The organism is Actinomyces israelii (assembly GCF_030253495.1).
Taxonomy (GTDB): Bacteria; Actinomycetota; Actinomycetes; order Actinomycetales; family Actinomycetaceae; genus Actinomyces; species Actinomyces israelii.
Genome location: NZ_CP124548.1, coordinates 2,301,186 through 2,318,494, shown reverse-complemented (window position 1 = coordinate 2,318,494; position 17,309 = coordinate 2,301,186). Strand labels below are relative to the sequence as shown.

The 17,309-nt window shown below is 73.2% G+C and carries 14 protein-coding genes; 7 read left to right on the top strand and 7 right to left on the bottom strand.

Going from position 1 to position 17,309, the window contains the following annotated elements; all coding sequences use genetic code 11:
• Nucleotides 1-9: 9 nt before the first annotated feature.
• The 4 genes from era to AIF0345_RS09570 all read left to right on the top strand — a co-directional run bounded on the left by era (nt 10) and on the right by AIF0345_RS09570 (nt 8,080).
• Nucleotides 10-1,101 carry a GTPase Era gene (era, locus tag AIF0345_RS09585; RefSeq protein WP_285296007.1) on the top strand — a complete coding sequence of 364 codons (1,092 nt, stop codon included), beginning with the start codon at nt 10-12 and terminating at the stop codon, nt 1,099-1,101.
• A 3-nt stretch (nt 1,102-1,104) separates the two neighbouring features.
• Nucleotides 1,105-2,901, top strand: a complete 1,797-nt coding sequence (locus tag AIF0345_RS09580; protein WP_285296006.1) for an alpha/beta hydrolase family protein — start codon at nt 1,105-1,107, stop codon at nt 2,899-2,901.
• Nucleotides 2,902-3,119: 218 nt separating this feature from the next.
• Nucleotides 3,120-6,686 carry a bifunctional proline dehydrogenase/L-glutamate gamma-semialdehyde dehydrogenase gene (locus AIF0345_RS09575; RefSeq protein ID WP_285296005.1) on the top strand — a complete coding sequence of 1,189 codons (3,567 nt, stop codon included), beginning with the start codon at nt 3,120-3,122 and terminating at the stop codon, nt 6,684-6,686.
• Nucleotides 6,687-6,988: 302 nt separating this feature from the next.
• The gene (locus AIF0345_RS09570; RefSeq protein WP_285296004.1) at nt 6,989-8,080 is read left to right on the top strand and encodes an acyltransferase family protein; all 1,092 of its coding nucleotides are present in this window, start codon (nt 6,989-6,991) and stop codon (nt 8,078-8,080) included.
• Nucleotides 8,081-8,138: 58 nt separating this feature from the next.
• Here the strand turns inward: AIF0345_RS09570 and AIF0345_RS09565 are convergent, their stop codons facing one another.
• The 3 genes from AIF0345_RS09565 to AIF0345_RS09555 are packed head-to-tail and all read right to left on the bottom strand — an operon-like array spanning nt 8,139 to nt 10,050.
• Nucleotides 8,139-8,363 carry a helix-turn-helix transcriptional regulator gene (locus AIF0345_RS09565; protein WP_268917514.1) on the bottom strand — a complete coding sequence of 75 codons (225 nt, stop codon included), beginning with the start codon at nt 8,361-8,363 and terminating at the stop codon, nt 8,139-8,141.
• Nucleotides 8,363-9,202: an ABC transporter permease gene (locus AIF0345_RS09560; RefSeq protein ID WP_285296002.1), complete on the bottom strand. Its 840-nt coding sequence runs from the start codon at nt 9,200-9,202 to the stop codon at nt 8,363-8,365. The genes AIF0345_RS09565 and AIF0345_RS09560 overlap by 1 nt, the downstream gene beginning before the upstream one ends.
• A complete protein-coding gene (locus AIF0345_RS09555) occupies nt 9,199-10,050 on the bottom strand; it encodes an ABC transporter ATP-binding protein (protein ID WP_285296000.1) in 852 nt (283 codons plus the stop codon). Before AIF0345_RS09555 ends, AIF0345_RS09560 begins: the two co-directional genes overlap by 4 nt.
• A 366-nt stretch (nt 10,051-10,416) precedes the next feature.
• Between AIF0345_RS09555 and leuA the strand changes: the two genes are divergently transcribed.
• Genes leuA through uppS form a run of 3 tightly spaced genes read left to right on the top strand, consistent with a single transcriptional unit; the run spans nt 10,417 to nt 13,797 of the window.
• Complete coding sequence (gene leuA, locus AIF0345_RS09550) at nt 10,417-12,195, top strand: 2-isopropylmalate synthase (protein WP_268917508.1); 1,779 nt, start codon at nt 10,417-10,419, stop codon at nt 12,193-12,195.
• A gap of 35 nt (nt 12,196-12,230) precedes the next feature.
• Entirely contained in the window at nt 12,231-12,980 is a 750-nt protein-coding gene (gene recO / locus AIF0345_RS09545) for a DNA repair protein RecO (protein ID WP_285295998.1), read from the top strand.
• A gap of 1 nt (nt 12,981) precedes the next feature.
• The gene (gene uppS / locus AIF0345_RS09540; RefSeq protein ID WP_043558219.1) at nt 12,982-13,797 is read left to right on the top strand and encodes a polyprenyl diphosphate synthase; all 816 of its coding nucleotides are present in this window, start codon (nt 12,982-12,984) and stop codon (nt 13,795-13,797) included.
• A 43-nt stretch (nt 13,798-13,840) separates the two neighbouring features.
• Here the strand turns inward: uppS and AIF0345_RS09535 are convergent, their stop codons facing one another.
• The 4 genes from AIF0345_RS09535 to AIF0345_RS09520 are packed head-to-tail and all read right to left on the bottom strand — an operon-like array spanning nt 13,841 to nt 17,299.
• Entirely contained in the window at nt 13,841-14,290 is a 450-nt protein-coding gene (locus AIF0345_RS09535) for a Fur family transcriptional regulator (RefSeq protein ID WP_043558216.1), read from the bottom strand.
• A 24-nt stretch (nt 14,291-14,314) separates the two neighbouring features.
• A complete protein-coding gene (locus tag AIF0345_RS09530; protein WP_052374438.1) occupies nt 14,315-15,280 on the bottom strand; it encodes a metal ABC transporter permease in 966 nt (321 codons plus the stop codon).
• Nucleotides 15,277-16,272, bottom strand: a complete 996-nt coding sequence (locus AIF0345_RS09525) for a metal ABC transporter ATP-binding protein (protein ID WP_285295997.1) — start codon at nt 16,270-16,272, stop codon at nt 15,277-15,279. Before AIF0345_RS09525 ends, AIF0345_RS09530 begins: the two co-directional genes overlap by 4 nt.
• 25 nt (nt 16,273-16,297) lie before the next feature.
• A complete protein-coding gene (locus tag AIF0345_RS09520) occupies nt 16,298-17,299 on the bottom strand; it encodes a metal ABC transporter substrate-binding protein (protein ID WP_285295996.1) in 1,002 nt (333 codons plus the stop codon).
• Nucleotides 17,300-17,309: the final 10 nt, after the last annotated feature.

The window sequence follows — 17,309 nt, the reverse complement described above, 5'->3', positions numbered from 1 at the left end:
GGACCGCCCATGACCAACACATCCGACACATCCGACACATCCGACACGTCCGACACGCCCGACACGCCCGACACGCCCTTCCGCTTCCCCGGCGACGCCGAGCCCACGGACGGCCCCGGCGCCCCGGGGGGCCTCGCGGGCCCCGACGGCGAGGCCCGCGCCGAGATCGTCGCCCCCGAGATCCCCGAGGGCTTCCGCGCGGGCTTCGCCTGCCTGGTCGGGCGCCCCAACGCCGGCAAGTCCACGCTGACCAACGCCCTGGTCGGCGCCAAGGTCGCCATCACCTCCGGGCGCCCCCAGACCACCCGCCACAATGTGCGCGGCGTCGTCCACCGCGACGACTCCCAGCTGGTGCTGGTCGACACCCCCGGCCTGCACCGCCCCCGGACCCTGCTCGGCAAGCGCCTCAACAACCTGGTGCGCGAGACCCTCGCCGACGTCGATGTCATCGCCTTCTGCGTCCCGGCCAACGAGAAGATCGGCCCCGGCGACCGTTTCATCGCCCGCGACCTGGCCGAGACGCGCACCCCCGTCGTCGTCGTGGTCACCAAGACCGACACCGTCTCCAGGGCCGCGGTCGCCGCCCAGCTCCTGGCCGTCGACCGGCTCGGCGAGTGGGCCGACATCGTCCCCGTCTCCGCCAGGCGCGGCGAGCAGGTCGACGTCCTGACCGGTGTCCTCGTCTCCCACCTGCCGCCCTCCCCGCCGCTGTACCCCACCGGCGAGATCACCGACGAGCCGCAGGCGGTCATGATCGGCGAGCTCGTCCGCGAGGCCGCCCTGGAGGGCGTGCGCGAGGAGCTGCCCCACTCCCTGGCCGTCGTCGTCGACGAGATTCTGGACCCGACCACGGACACCACCGGTTCACGCGTCAAGGGCGCGGGCGCTCGCCTCCAGGTGCGGGTGAGCCTCGTCGTCGAGCGCGACTCCCAGAAGGCCATCATCATCGGCAGGGGAGGATCCCGCCTCAAGGAGATCGGTATCACGGCGCGCCGGGGCATTGAGAAGCTGGTGGGGCGGAAGGTCTACCTCGACCTGCATGTGCGGACCGCCAAGGACTGGCAGTCCGACCCCAAGGCCCTGGCCAAGCTGGGCTTCTGACCCGTGCCTCCTCGTCCTCGTCCCAGGGGGGAGCCGGCCCACCCGACCCTCGCCCAGGTGCGGTCGGGCTGGGCCTGGGCGCGCGCCCTCCCGCGGCGCTCGCTCGCGCTCGGGTCGCGCCTGTGGCGCACCGAGCGGCGGCGCACCGCCCTGGGCCTTCTGGCGGTGCTGGCGGCCGCGCTCGCCCTGGCCCTCCTGGGCGCGGACGGCCAGACGATCTGGGAGATCCTGGCGACCCTGGGCCTGGGCGCCCTGGTCGTGGCCGTCTCGGCCGACCACCGCACCTCGGGGACCGTCGTCGTGACCGTGCTGGCCCTGAGCCTCGTGGGCACCCTCGCGGGTCCGCGCTGGTCGCCCGAGCCCCTCACCGAGCCGCCGGCCCTCCCCACCGCCGACACCGCCATCGGTGGTGAGGCGGCCACGCCCGCGACCGGCACCTATCGCATCGAGGCCTCCACGGTGACCATCACCCAGGCCGACGGCGAGCAGGTCCCCGCCCTCCTGCGCCGCCCCGTCGGCGTCACCGCCACCACGCCCGGCGTGGTCTTCCTGCACGGCGCGGGAACCCATGACCTCCGGGGCTTCGCCGGTCAGGCGGAGGCGCTGTCCTCCGCCGGCGTCACGACCCTCGTGCCCTCCAAGCCCATGGAGGACTACTCGCTGACCTCCCGCGACTACCAGGCCATGGCCGCCGACTACCAGCGCAGCGTGGACTACCTGATCGCGCTTAACGGCGTGGACCCGACGCGGGTGGGCCTCTACGCCGAGTCCGAGGGCGCCATCCCCGGGGCGGTGCTCACCGCCGACGACGAACGCATCGCCTTCCTCGTGATGGCCAGCGCCCCGGTGGTGCCGCTGCGCGAGCAGATGGCGCTGGCCATGGACTCCTACATGCGCAATGTCGGCGTGCCCGAGCCCATGCTCGTCCTCATCCCGCGGCTGCTGGGCTCCACCCGGGTTCCGGGGGGCGGCTTCGAGTACGCCGATTTCGACTCCGTGCCCTACCTGGAGAGGATCACCGTCCCCGTCCTCATGCTCTACGGAACGGCCGACGCCTCCATGCCGCTGGTCCAGGGGCCGACGACGGCGCGGCAGGCCCTGCACTCCGGCGGCGCCGCGCTGACCGTGCGCTACTACGACGGCGCCAACCACGGGCTCAAGCTCGGCAGCAGCACCGACGGCGACCTCGCCCCCGGCGTCGCCCGCGACCTCGCCCGCTGGGTGACCGGGCTGCCCGCCACCGCCGACGCGGCCCCGCACGTCGCCGGAGCCGCCCCGAGCCAGGCCTACTGGGCGCGCACTCCCGACCCGACCCGCTGGTACGCCTCGGGCGATCTCATGCTCGCCGCCTTCGTCGTGGGCTTCGGCCTGCTCGCCCTGGCCGGGCTCCTGTGGGCGGCCGGCCAGGCGCCCAGGCTGCGCGACCGGCGCGGCCTCCACCTGCCCGATCCGATCGGGCGCTGGACGGTCTCGCTGAGCCTGAGCATTGTGGCGGCCTGGGTGCTGTACCTCGCCTACATCGCAGGGGTGGTCTCGCTGGCGACGAGCTACCGCACCAACTACCTGGTCTCCTACGGCGGCTGGATGCTCGCCCAGGTCGTCGCCCTGGGCGCCGTCGTCCTGTACGTCAGGCTCGTCCAGCGCGTCTGGCTCATGCGCGGGCACATGCGGCACGACTGCGAGGAGGGCGGCCGCTGGCTCACGGTGCCCGCGGGCTGCGTCCTCGGCTCCGCCCTGTGCGGGACGGCCGTTCTTCTGACGGCCCTGGCGTACTGGGGCCTGTTCCCGCTCCTGTACTGAGTCCCCGCCCCCGCGCCGACCCGTCTCCGGCGGGCGGAACCAGTACGGGACCGGTACGGAACCAGTACGGGACCGCCGTCGTCCGTGCCGGCGCGCACTCCCCGCACAGCCTCCCCGCAGCGCGGCACCAGACATCCAGTTGGGACTTTTCGCCCACGGGGCGTGCGGGATGGGGCACACTTAGAGGCGTTTCGTACCCCGAGCCAGGAGCACTACGCATGTTAACCACCGTCGATCACCCCCTGCCCGGCGACGCTGAGCGCCGTTGCCCCGCGGAGCTGTGGGAGCTCGGTGAGAAGGCGGCCGCACGCGCGCGCCGCTGGGCCGACGAGTCGGCCTCCCAGCCCGTTCCCCGCACAGCGCGGCTTCTGGCGCGCATCCTGTCGGATCCGGACGGTCTGGGGTTCACAACCCGCTTCGTCGATGACGTCGTGCGACCCATCGACCTCGACGTCGCCAGTCATGCTCTGGCGCGGCTGGCCGCTGGGCGCACCGACTTCCTGCCGCGCTCCCTGGCCGCGGCCATGGGCCTGGGAGGCCGGGCGACCCGCCTGGCGCCCCGCTCGGTGACCACCGTGGCCCGGCGCGTCTTCCGCGAGATCGTCGGCGACCTCGTCGTGGACGCCACCGACCGGGGGCTGGGCCCCGCCCTGGCCCGGCTGCGCACCGGCGGCAACCGTCTCAATGTCAACCTTCTGGGCGAGGCCGTCCTGGGGGACAGGGAGGCCTCCCGCCGGCTGGCGGAGGTCTCCCGCCTCGTGGCCCGCGAGGACGTCGACTACGTGTCGGTCAAGGTCTCGGCCGTCACCGGCCCGCACAACCCCTGGGGCTTCGAGGAGGTCGTCGCCCACGGCGTGGAGGTGCTCTCCCCGCTGTACCGCCTGGCCCGCGACCACGGCACCTTCCTCAACCTCGACATGGAGGACTACAAGGACCTCGACCTGACCATCGCGGTGTTCACCGCCATCCTCGACCAGGAGGACCTGACCGGCTACGAGGCCGGCATCGTGCTGCAGGCCTACCTGCCGGACTCCCTGGCCGCCATGGAGCGTCTCCAGGCCTGGGCGACCGCCCGCGTGGACGCCGGCGGGTCGCGCATCAAGGTGCGCGTGGTCAAGGGCGCCAACCTGTCCATGGAGCGGGTGGACGCCGAGATCCACGGCTGGGAGCTGACCACCTGGCCGACCAAGCAAGCCACGGACACGAGCTACAAGCGCATCCTCTCCTGGGCCATGACCCCCGAGCGCACCCGCGCCATCCGTCTGGGGGTGGCGGGGCAGAACCTGTTCGACATCGCCTTCGCCCACGAGCTGCGGGAGGCCCGGGGCGTGGCGGACGACGTCGAGTTCGAGATGCTCGCGGGCATGGCCACCGGCCTGCAGGAGGTCGTGCGCCATGAGACGGGCCACCTTCTGCTGTACGTGCCCGTGGTCGACCCGGGCGAGTTCGACGTCGCCATCTCCTACCTGGTGCGCCGCCTGGAGGAGAACGCGGCGCCGGAGAACTTCATGTCCGGGGTCTTCGACATCGCCTCCGACCCGGCCGTCTTCGACCGCGAGCGCGACCGGTTCCTGGCCGCTCTGGCCGACCTCGACCCCGCCGCGCCCGCGCCGGCCCCCAACCGCTCCCAGGACCGGCTCGCCGAGCGCGAGGCGGGCGTCCCGACCGCCACCGCCTCGGCCGAGCGCATTCGGCGTCCTTTCGTCTCGACACCGGACTCGGACCCCTCGCTGGCCGCCAACCGCCGGTGGGCCCGCGACATCGCCGCCGCCGTGCCGGCCTCCGAGAGGGGCGCCGCCCAGGTCGAGGCGGGCGCCGCCCGCATGGGAACCGTCGCGAGGTGCGACGCGGTCGTGAGGGCGACCGCGGCCGCCGCCGCGGCCTGGCAGGGGCGCGACCCCGACGAGCGCGCCGTCGTCCTGAACCGGGTCGGGGACGTCCTGGAGGCCCGCCGCCACGAGCTCATCGAGGTCGCCGCCTCCGAGGCGGGCAAGACCATCGACCAGTCCGATCCCGAGGTCAGCGAGGCCATCGACTTCTGCCGCCACTACGCCGAGGCCTCCCTGCTGCTGCACGACCCGGAGCACATGGCCGGCGCCCGCTTCGCGCCGGTGGACCTGACCGTGGTCGCCTCGCCGTGGAACTTCCCCCTGGCGATCCCCACCGGGGGAGTGGCGGCCGCCCTGGCCGCGGGCAGCGCCGTCATCCTCAAGCCGGCTCCGCCCGCCAAGCGCTGCGCCGCCGAGCTCGTGCGCGCCTTCCACGACGCCGGCCTTCCGGAGGACCTCGTGGTCCTCGCCCCGCTGGACGACGGCGAGGTCTCGCGCCACCTGGTGACCCACGAGCAGGTGGACCGCGTGGTGCTCACCGGCTCCTACGACACCGCGCGGCTCTTCCGCTCCTGGAGGCCGGACATGCGCCTGCTGGGGGAGACCAGCGGCAAGAACGCCATTATTGTCACGCCTTCGGCCGATCCGGATCTCGCCGTGCGCGACGTGGTGGCCTCCGCCTTCGCCCACGCCGGACAGAAGTGCTCGGCGAGCTCCCTGCTCATCCTGGTCGGCTCGGCCGGGACCTCGGAGCGCATCGCCCGCCAGCTGGTGGACGCGACCTCCTCCCTGCGGGTGCGCGGCCCCGAGCACCTGGACTCCCAGGTCGGCCCCGTCGTCGTCCCCGACGACGAGAAGGCGCTGCACGGCCTGACGACGCTGGGAGCCGGCGAGCACTGGGTGCTGACTCCGCGGGATCTGGGCGACGGCCTGTGGCGCCCCGGCATCCGCGCCGGTGTCGTCCCCGGCAGTGAGTTCCACCTGACCGAGTACTTCGCCCCGGTGCTGGGCGTCATGCGGGTGGAGACTCTCCAGGAGGCCATCGACGCCGTCAACGCCGTCGACTACGGCCTGACCTCGGGGCTGCACACGCTTGACGCCGACGAGCTCGCGGTCTGGCTGGACTCGGTCGAGGCCGGGAACCTCTACGTCAACCGCGGCATCACCGGCGCGATCGTGCGACGCCAGCCCTTCGGGGGCTGGAAGCGCTCGGCGATCGGGTCGACGACCAAGGCCGGCGGGCCGTCCTACCTGCTCGGGCTGGGCGAGGTCGTTCCGGCCGCCGGCCGGAACCACGAGGAGGCCTACGAGGGCCACCACGACCTGGTGTCCACCCTGGACGCGCGCGTGTCCGCCCTCTACGACGCCGTGCGCACCCACCTGGAGCGTCGCGACATGACCGAGCTGCGCCGCGCGCTCGTGGCCGACGCCGAGGCGTGGCGGTCCCAGTACGGCGCGAGCCGGGACGTCACGGGCCTGGTCTGCGAGCGCAACGTGCTGCGCTACCGGCCCACGCCCGTCGTCGTGCGGGCCGCGGGCGGCACCCACCCCGCCGACCTGGTGCGCGTCGTGGCGGCCGGCGTGCGTGCGGGCGCCTTCGTGAGCCTGTCCGTGGCGGACAGGCTCCCGGCCGAGCTGGCGAGCGCGCTGGCCGCCGCCAATGTCGAGGTGGATGTCGAGGCGCCGGGCGTGTGGAGCGCGCGCCTGGCGGACCTGGCGGCCTCCGAGGCGCTCGGGCTGCGCGTGCGCGTGCTGGGGCCGCGTGAGCAGACCGCTGCCTGCCGGTGGCGGGAGGCGAGTCGCCTCACCGGCGGCAGCCCCGACGTCGCCCTGTACACGGGGGCCGTGACGACCTGCCCGCACTCCGAGCTGCTGCCCTTCCTGCGCGAGCAGGCGGTCGCGGTCACCAACCACCGCTTCGGCACGCCGCTCGACCTGGCCGCCGGGCTGCTCTGAGGGCGGCGCGGGGCCGGCCCGCGCCGCCCGGCCCCGCGCCCGCAGCCCCCTTCGCCGAGATCGGGTAGGTCACCGGCTCCAGACCGGTTCGGGGTACCTGCCGGGCGCCGCAGGCGCGCCCCGGCGGCGCGGCCACGAGGGCCGGACAGAACCGGCACCGCCCGGGACCAGCCATCTGGAGTCTGCGCCCATAGGCCACGCCTCCCGGTCGAGTCAGCCCATGGGTGCCGGCTGTGTAGTCTCTGGGGCATGGCTGCTCTTCCCGCGTGGTCCCCTGCCTGCCTCCCCGTCAGGCCGGTGTGATGCGCCTGGACTCGCTGACCGGCTTGCGCTGGTGGGCGGCGTTCGCCGTCTTCTGCTACCACATGATGAGCTTCGCGCCCGTGCCCGGCCTCGGAGCCGTCGCACGTTTCGGCAACCACGGCGTCGCCTTCTTCTTCCTGCTCTCCGGCTTCGTGCTCACCTGGTCCGCCGGCATCTCGGGCACGACGGTCGCCAACTTCTACTGGCGGCGCTTCGCCCGCATCTACCCGGCCCACGTCCTCGCCCTGCTCGTGGCGGTCCCCGTGTTCTACTCGGCGACGTCAGTGACGCCGGATCCCAGCCGGTTCTGGGTCAAGCCCTTCGCCGTCGTGCCGCTGCTGCTGTCCCTGACGCTGCTCCAGAGCTGGTTCAAGGAGCCGAGCATCCGCTTCGCCGGCAACCCGGCCGCCTGGACGCTCGGCGTCGAGGCCTTCTTCTACGCCCTTCACCCCTGGCTGAGCCGCCTGCTGGCCCGGGTCTCGCGGCGCGGGGCTCTGCTCGCCCTGGGCGCCGTCACCGCCGTCGTCGTGCTCCATCGCGTCGTCGTGATCCGCGACCCCTCGGGCGTCCTGGCCGACCTGCCCATCCCCGTGGCCCGCCTTGAGGAGTTCGTCATGGGCATGGTGGTGGCCCGCCTCGTCCAGCTCGGCGCCGGCAGGCGGATCCGCCCCTGGATGGGGTACACGACCATTGCCGTCTTCGTCACCTGGTCCGCGCTCTCCCGCCGCTACGGGTGGGCGGATCCCTGGTCCGTCTGGGCCCGGAACCTGGAGCTGCAGATTCTCGCGGTCCTCTTCGCGCTGACCATCCTCGGGGTCGCCAACAACGACCTCGCCCGGAGGCGGTCCTGGCTGCGCCACCGGGTCCTGGTGACCCTGGGGACGTGGTCCTTCGCCTTCTACCTCGTGCACGCCACCGTCATGTACGCGGTGAGCGGCGCTGTCGGGCTCCGGCCCATGTCCGTGGAGAACCTCTGGTGGTACCCGGTGGTCTTCGCGGCGGCCCTGGCGACGGCGTGGGCCCTCTACCGCTTCGTCGAGCATCCCGTGGAACGGCGACTGCGGCACTGGGGGAACGCGCACCTGGGCTGACGGCGGGCCGCCGGCACCCGGCCTGACCGTCGGGCCGGTGCGAGCCCCGGCCCCCGTCTCACCTCAGGCGGGGGAACTCCTCCAGGGAGAACACCGACTCCACGGGCACGTCGAAGTACCGGGCGATGCGCAGCGCCAGGTGGAGGGAGGGGGCGTACTCGCCGCGCTCCAGGTAGCCCACCGTCTGGTAGTGCACGCCCAGGGCCTCGGCCAGCTCGCGGCGGCTGACCCTGCGGTCGGCGCGCAGGACGGCGATCCGGTTGTGGACGCTCTCCCCGGCCATCACAGGCCCGACTGCGAGCGGATGGTGGACTGCATGCGGGACAGGGCGCCGATGCTCTCCCTGCGGAAGGAGCGGCGGATGACCGCGGGCGCCGCCGCGAAGCCGACGACGGCCCAGGCCGCCAGGACTCCTGCGGCCAGGGCCGGGGCGAAGGCGCCGCCGACCTCCCAGGCGGGGTCGCCCGCCAGCGCCCACCGGGTCAGGTGCCCCGACCAGTACGTGGGCAGGACGGGCTGGACCCCCCGGGCCCAGCCCGGCAGCCAGGCCAGGGGGAAGAAGGAGCCGCTGGTGACGACGAGGGCGAAGACGACCAGGTAGGCGACCATCATGCTGTAGACGCCCCGGACCAGGGCGCCCGCGAGGAAGCCCAGGGGGGCCGCGGCGACCGCGGACAGTGCGATGAGCGGCAGGCAGGTCAGGACCTGGGGCGCGCTCACGGGCAGGGCGGTGACGAAGACCATCATTCCGACGAGCATGGCCGCCTGGATCACAATGGTCTGCACAATGGTGGAGGCGGCTTTGCCGATCGCCCACGTCAGGGGGCCGTGGGGCAGGATCCGCACCCGCAGCAGGGCGCCGCCGACGCGGTCGGTGTAGGTCTCCCCGAGGATCTGCATGGTGGCGAAGCAGCCGAACGCGCCGATGCTGCCGGCGACGAGCATGGGGCCGAACGCCGTGCGCGCGTCGACGGCCCCGTCGCTGAGCCTGCCGACCAGGATGACGGGGACGATTGCGAGCAGCAGCGAGACGGCCCCCGTCCCCAGGATGACCGGCCGCAGGTCGCCGGCCGCCTGACGGGCGGCCGCACGCAGGATCGCGGGGACGGTGCGCATACTCATGACTGCTCCTCCTTGCTCACCAGGGCGAGGTAGGTCTCCTCCAGGGTGGGGCGGGTGACGGTGAGACCGGTGATGGCGCCCAGGTCGAGCTGGGCCAGGAAGCGCTCGGGGGCGGCGGTGGCGTGGACGTGGTGCTCGCCGTCCTGGACCCAGGTGACCTCGGCGTCGCGGCTCAGGCGCTCGCGCAGCTCGGTCACCGAGCCGTCGGCGACGACGCGCCCCCGGCTCATAATGAGCACGCGCGAGGCGATGCGCTCGGCCTCGGCCAGGTCGTGGGTGGTCATGAGGACGGTGGCGTTGTCGTCGTCGACGTGCTGGAGGATGAGGTCGTGCAGGTGGGCCTTGGAGGCCGGGTCCAGGCCCGTCGTCGGCTCGTCGAGGACGAGGAGCTCGGGGCGGGCCATGAATGCCGCCGCGAAGTCGATGGTGCGCCGCTGCCCGCCCGACAGGCGGGACAGGCGGGAGGCCGCCTTGCCGGCCAGCCCGACGGCGTCGAGCGCCTCGGCGACGCTCATGGCGCCGGGGGAGGCGGTCAGCTGCATGGCGCGGATCCACTCCAGCTGGTCGGCGACCCGCCACTTGGCGTGGTCGGTCCAGTTCTGCTGGACCAGGCCCACGCGCGCCCAGAAGGCTGCGCCCGCCCGGCGCGGGTCGGTCCCCAGGACCCGGACCGAGCCGGCGGTGGGGGCCAGGGAGCCCAGCAGGTTCTCCACCAGGGTCGTCTTGCCGACCCCGTTGGGGCCCAGCAGGCAGACGACCTCGCCGGCCTCGACCGACAGGGTCAGGCCCCGCAGGACCGGCTCCGCCCCGTGGGAGAACTCGAGGTTCTCCGTAGTGATGACGGGCAATCTGTACCTCCTCTGTACCTCCTCAGTAGTCCTGCCATTATATATAGTACTTATGCTACAAGTTGGCGAAGAGGTTCGCTACTTCTTGTGCTCATCCGCACCGCGCCCGCCCCTCGTCCGTGCGCCCGCCCGGTCGGCGGGCACCGGCCCGCGGGGCGGCGCGTCCTGACGCGCGCCGCGTCGTGCGGTAGTGTCGTCCTCGTGCGAGCGACCACGCGCCCGGAGGCGAGCCTCCTGCTTAGTCGCCGCGGCGGGGCCTGACCGAGGCCGGCACCCCGACCGCGGCTCATTCGCGTTGCCAGCCGACGGGGGACGCGCCCACCCTGCGGCGCCTCCCGAGCAGAGCGCCACCCCTAGGAGAAGATCATGCGCACCGCCCGCCCCGCACCCCAGCAGCCCTCCGGAATGCCCTTCGGCAAGTACGTCCCCTTCCTCGACACGGTCGACACCGACCTGCCCGACCGCACCTGGCCCACCAGGCGCATCACCCGCGCCCCCCGCTGGCTGACCACCGACCTGCGCGACGGCAACCAGAGCCTCATCGAGCCCATGGACCCGGACGCCAAGCGCGCGATCTTCGACCTGCTGGTGGCCATGGGCTTCAAGGAGATCGAGGTCGGCTTCCCCGCCGCCTCCCAGACCGACTACGACTTCGTGCGCTCGCTGGTGGACGACGACGCCATCCCCGCCGACGTCACCATCTCAGTGCTCACCCAGTCCCGCGGCGACCTCATCGACCGCACGCTGGACGCCTGCGTCGGCATGCCGCGCGCCACCGTCCACCTCTACAACGCCCTGTCGCCGCTGTTCCGCGAGATCGTCTTCCGCATGGGCCGCGACGACATCCGCGAGCTCGCCGTGGACGGCACCCGCCAGGTCATGGCCCGGGCCGAGAAGGTCCTCACCGAGGAGACGGTCTTCGGCTTCGAGTACTCCCCGGAGATCTTCGTGGACACCGAGCGCGAGTACGCCCTGGAGGTCTGCGAGGCCGTCATGGGCGTGTGGCAGCCCGAGGACGACCGCGAGATCATTATCAACCTGCCCGCCACCGTCGAGCGCGCCACCCCCAACGTCTACGCCGACCAGATCGAGTGGATGAGCCGCAACCTGCCCCACCGGGAGCACGTGTGCCTGTCCCTGCACAACCACAACGACCGCGGCTCCGGCGTGGCCGCCGCCGAGCTCGGCCTGCTGGCCGGGGCCGACCGCGTCGAGGGCTGCCTGTTCGGCCACGGCGAGCGCACCGGCAACGTCGACCTGGTCACCCTGGCCCTCAACCTCTTCAGCCAGGGCGTGGACCCCATGCTCGACATCTCCGACATCGACGAGATCCGCCGCACCGTCGAGCGCGCTACCGGCATGGACGTGCCCCCGCGCACCCCCTACGTCGGCGAGCTCGTCTACACATCCTTCTCCGGCTCCCACCAGGACGCCATCAAGAAGGGCTTCCTGGCCCGGGCCAAGCAGGTCGAGGCCAAGATGGCCGAGGGACTCGACGCCGAGGCCGCGGAGGCCGCCGTGCCCTGGTCCATGCCCTACCTGCCCATCGACCCGCACGACGTCGGCCGCTCCTACGAGGCGGTCGTGCGCGTCAACTCCCAGTCCGGCAAGGGCGGGGTCGCCTACCTGCTCAAGCAGGTCCACAACCTCGACCTGCCGCGCCGCCTCCAGATCGAGTTCTCCAGGATCGTCCAGCGCCACGCCGACACCTACGGCGGCGAGGTGGACGCCCGCAGCATGTGGTCGATCTTCACCGACGAGTACCTGCCGGCGGCCGCCGCGCCCGACGCCGAGCTGCCCGCCTGGGGGCGCTTCTCGCTCAAGGGCGCCACGCTGACCGCCGCCAGCGAGGGCGAGGCGATCCTCACCGTGACGATCGCCGACGGGCCGGAGCGCAGGCTCCTGACCGCCTCCGGCAACGGCCCGCTCGACGCCTTCGTCGCGGCCCTGGAGCAGACCGGCGTACGCGTGCGCATCCTCGACTACGTCGAGCACGCGCTCAGCGAGGGGCGCGACGCCAGGGCCGCCTCCTACGTCGAGTGCGAGGTCGACGGGCAGGTCCTGTGGGGCGTGGGCATCGACCCGTCGATCACCACGTCCTCCTTCAAGGCCGTCATCTCCGCGGTCAACCGCGCGCTGCGCTGAGGGGGCTCGACCGGGGTGCGGGGCGGGGGCGCCCGATGACGAGCAGGCTCTACCGGGACGAGGCCGTCGTCCTGCGCACCTACAGGCTGGGGGAGGCCGACCGCATCGTCGTCATGCTCACCCGCTCCCACGGGCAGGTGCGCGCCGTCGCCAGGGGAGTGCGCCGCACGACCTCGCGCTTCGGCGCGCGCCTGGAGCCCTTCTCCATGATCGACGTCCAGCTCCACCGCGGGCGCGGCCTGGACGTGGTCGCCCAGGTCGAGACGCTGCACCCCTTCGCGCGCGCCATCATGGGCGACTACGCCGTGTTCACCTGCGCCTCCACCATGGTCGAGACGGCCGAGCGGCTCACGCAGGACGACGGCGACCTGGGCACCACCGACTCCCCCCAGCAGCACCTCCTGCTCTACGGGGCCCTGTCCGCCCTCGCCCGCAGGCGCCACGCGCCGGGGCTCGTCCTGGACTCCTACCTGCTGCGCGCCCTGGCCCTGGCCGGGTGGGCGCCGTCGTGCTACGACTGCGCCCGCTGCGGCGCCCCCGGGCCGCACGCCGCCTTCCACGTCCAGACGGGCGGGGCGGTGTGCGCCGTCTGCCGGCCCGCGGGCTCCGTCGACGTCGAGCCCGCCGCCATGGCGCTGCTCGGCGCGCTGCTGAGCGGCGACTGGGGCGTGGCCGACGCCTCCGGCGGGCGGGAGCGCGCCCAGGCCTCCGGGATCGTGTCGGCATACTTGACCTGGCACCTGGAGCGCCGTCTGCGCTCCCTCTCCCTCGTCGAAAGGGCCTGATGTGACCGATCAGCCTTCCACCGCGCCGGACCCGGCGCCCTCCGGCGGCCGTGTCGCCCTGCACCGGCCGGGCCTGACCCCGCCGGACCTGCCGGCCCAGGCGGTTCCCGCCCACGTCGCCTGCGTCATGGACGGCAACGGGCGCTGGGCCAACGCGCGCGGCCTGGCCCGCACCGAGGGGCACCGCGTGGGGGAGACGACCATGATGGACGTCATCGCCGGCGCCGTCGAGATCGGGATCGAGGAGCTGAGCGTCTACGCCTTCTCCACCGAGAACTGGAGGCGCTCGCCGGCCGAGGTCCGCTTCCTCATGGGCTTCACCCGGCAGGTGCTGCGCGCACAGACCGACGACCTGCTCGCCTGGGGCGTGCGCGTCAACTGGGTGGGGCGCGAGCCCCGCCTGTGGAAGTCGGTCCTGTCCGAGGTGCGCCGCTCCGAGCGCATCACCGCGGGCAACGAGGCCCTCGTGCTCAACATGTGCCTGAACTACGGCGGGAGGGCCGAGATCGCCGACGCCGCCCGCGCCATTGCCGAGGAGGCGGCCGCCGGGCGCCTCAAGGCCTCGGCGGTGAGCGAGCGCACCGTCCAGCGCCACCTCTACTCGCCCGCCATGCGCGACGTGGACCTGCTGATCCGCACCGGCGGGGAGCAGCGCACGAGCAACTTCCTCATGTGGGAGGCGGCCTACGCCGAGCTGTACTTCTCGCCCCTGCCCTGGCCGGAGTTCGACCGGACCCAGCTGTGGCGGGCCTGCCAGGCCTACGCGAGCCGCGACCGGCGCTTCGGCGGCGCCGTCGACCGGGTCGCCGGCGCCTGACGCGCGGCGACGCGGCCTCGACCGCGGCTCGCGGGGCGGCGGCCTACTTCTCGGCCCGGCCGGCGCCGGGCTCGGTCGAGCAGCTGGAGCACAGCCCGAAGAACTCCGCCGTGTGCTCCATCTGGGTGAAGCCGTGGGCGGCGGAGACGGAGGTGATCCAGTCCTCCAGCTCGCCCCCGCTGACCTCGACCGTGCGGCCGCAGGAGCGGCACACGATGTGGTGGTGGTGCTCGGGCCTGTGGCAGCGCCGGTAGAGCGTCTCGCCCTCGGCGTTGCGCACCTGGTCCACCTCGCCGGCCTCGGCCATGGCCGTCAGGTTACGGTAGACCGTGGCCAGCCCCACCCTGGTGCCCTCGGCCTCCAGGGCGGCGTGTATCTGCTGGGCGGAGCGGAACTCCTCCGTGCGCTGAAGGATGTCGGCCACCGCCGCGCGCTGCCAGGTCGCCCTGGGGCGCGCCGCGGTGGAGCCTGCGGTGCTGCGGGTCATGGTCATGACTGTGCCTCCTGTGCCGGGGCCTCATCGGTTGGTCGGGCGGTCTGCGCCGGACGGCCCCCGGGCCGGGGCGGGCGGGGCCGATGGCGGCAGCGGGCGTGCCGGCGCGGGCCGCAGGCGTGCCCACAGGCGCACCAGCAGGTGGACCAGGGCGGTCGTCACCGCCACCACAGCGTACAGGCCGACGAGCAGGACCACGATCATGGCGCCCGAGGACGCCGACACCACGTAGGTGATCAGCAGGCCGGTCACGCAGACGACGACGCCGATCCCCATGGACAGCCGCATGGTCACGACGAAGGAGCGGGACAGCAGCTGGGCGGTGGCGACCGGCACGATCATGACCGCGGAGACCAGCAGCGCGCCCACCACCCGCATGGACACCGAGACGGTCAGGGCGGCGACCACGGCGATGGTCACATTGAGCACGCCGGTGGGCAGGCCGATGGAGCGGGTGAACTCCTCGTCGTGGCACAGGGCGAACAGGGGGCCCCGCAGGCCGAGCCCCACGAGCAGGATGACGGCGGCCAGAACAATGGTGAACCAGGCGTCGGACACGGAGACGGTGACGATCGACCCGAAGAGGTAGCTGGTGAGGTTGGTGGTCGTGCCTCCCGCGATCTTGATGAGGATGACGCCGCCGGCGATGCCGCCGTAGAACAGGATGGCCAGGGCGACATCGCCGCGGGTCCGCCCGTAGGAGCGGATGAGCTCGATGAGGATCGCGCCGAGGACGCTGACGACGATCGCGCCGGGGACCGCCCAGGCGTCGTGCGGGGAGACATTGGCCGCTGCGCCGGCGATCCAGCCCAGGGCCACGCCGGTCAGCGCGATGTGGCCGATGCCGTCGCCCAGGAGGGCGAGCCCGCGCTGGACGAGGTAGGTGCCGATGACGGGGGCGGACAGCCCCACGAGGACGGCGACGATGAGCGCGCGCTGCATGAGCGGGCTCTGGAGCATCTCGCTGTAGGCGGCGAACAGGTCGCTCATGGGCGCTCTCCGCGGCGTTCGGATCCGGGGGGCGAGGGGACGCGGGTGGTGAGCGTCGGCGCGTGGTGGACCACGGGCGCGGCCCGGCCGTGCGGGTGCCCGTGCTCGCAGTCGTCGAGGCGGTCGTGGCCCACGACGTCGTGCCGGGCGGGGTCGTGCCGCAGGGGGGCGAGGTCGCGGGCGGGGCCGTCGAAGGAGACCCGCCCCTCGTCCAGGACGACGGCGCGCCTGACGACGTCGCTCAGCTCGCCCATCTCGTGCAGCACGGTGATGAGCGTGAGTCCCGTCTCGTGCAGTGAGGTGAGGATCTCGGCGAGGGCCCGGCGCGAATCGCGGTCGATGCCGGCCAGGGGCTCGTCGAGGACGAGCAGCTCCGGGTCCCGCACGAGGGCGCGGGCGATGAGGACGCGCTGGGCCTGGCCCCCGGAGAAGACCTGGACGTGGTCGCGGGCGCGGTGGGCCAGCCCGACGGACTCCAGAGCAGCTATCGCCCGCTCGTGGGCGCGCCGGCCGCGGTCGGCGAAGGGGCGGCGCGGGCCCAGCAGTCCTGAGCGCACGACCTCCAGGGCGGTTGCGGGCACGCCGGAGGCGGCTGCGACGCGCTGAGGCACGTAGCCGATCCGGTTCCAGGGCACGCGCGAGCGGTGCTCGACGTCGTGGCCGAACAGGCGCACGCTGCCCGTGCGGATCGGGTTGAGGCCGAGGATCGCCTTGACCAGGGTCGACTTGCCCGAGCCGTTGGCGCCCAGGAGCGCCACCGACTCGCCGCCGGCCACGGTCAGGTCGATGCCGGAGAGGATGAGGGCCGAGCCGAGCACGACCGACAGGCCGGTCACGACGACGGGCGGCGCCGGGGCGGAGCCGGTGGGCCGGCCCCCGGCGCCGCCCGCCGTCGGGGCCCCGCCCGGGCGCGCGGACGACGCCGCCCGGCCCCGCCCGGACGGCGTCGTCCGCTCATCCCCGCCAGAGGCGGGGGGAGGATCGGAGGTCATGGGTTCCCTGCCCTGCGCGGAGACGTCACTTGCAGGCCAGCGCCGTGCGCAGCGCCTCAAGGTTGTTGGACATGGCGCCGGCGTAGTCAGCGCCTTCCGGAGCGGACTCGATCGGGCTGAGGACGGCGGTGGTGGCGCCGGTCTCGCCGGCGACCGTGTCGGCGACCTCGGTGGACAGGAGCTCCTCGGTGAAGATCGTGGTGGAGCCGGTGTCCTTGACAGCCTTCTTGGCCGCGGCGATCTCGGCGGCGCTCGGCTCGGACTCGGGATCGATGCCGGAGATGGAGACCTGGGTGAGCCCGTAGCGGTCGGCGAGGTAGCCGAAGGCGGCGTGGGAGGTGATGAAGGTCTTGCGCTCGCACTGGGTGAGGCCGCCCTGGTAGGAGGAGTCCAGCCCGTCGAGGGTGGAGGTCAGGGAGTCGAGGTTGGTCTTGTAGTCGTCGGCGTTGTCGGGGTCGGCGGCGGCCAGGGCCTCCTCGATGGCGGTGGCGGCGGACTTCATGCGGACCGGGTCGAGCCAGAAGTGCGGGTCGAGGGATCCCGCATCGTGGTCGTGGCCCTCGTGGCCGGCCTCGCCGGTGGCGCCGCCGGTGGCCTCGTCTCCGTGCTCGTCCTCGTCCTCGACGCCCTCGTGGTGCCGGAGGTCGACCTTGTCGGACAGGTCGACCACCGTCGGGCCGTTGACCTGGCTGACCGCCTTGTCGAGCGAGGGCTGGAAGCCCGCGACGTAGGCGACCAGGGAGGAGCCCTCCAGGGTGGAGATGACCTCCTTGCCGGACAGGTCGTAGTCGTGGGGCTCGGCGTTGGTGGGCGTCAGGCTGGTGACGCTGACGTGGTCGCCGCCGATGGTCTCGGTCAGGTACTGGATCGGGTAGAAGGAGACCGACACCGACAGGGCGCCCGAGGCGTCCTTCGGGGCGCCGGAGCCGGAGGACTCCGGGGACAGGGCCGAGCAGGCGGTCAGGGACAGGCCCAGTGCTGCTGCGGCGACAGCGGACAGGACGCGGCGGGCGACGGGAACGTTCATGAGCGCCATT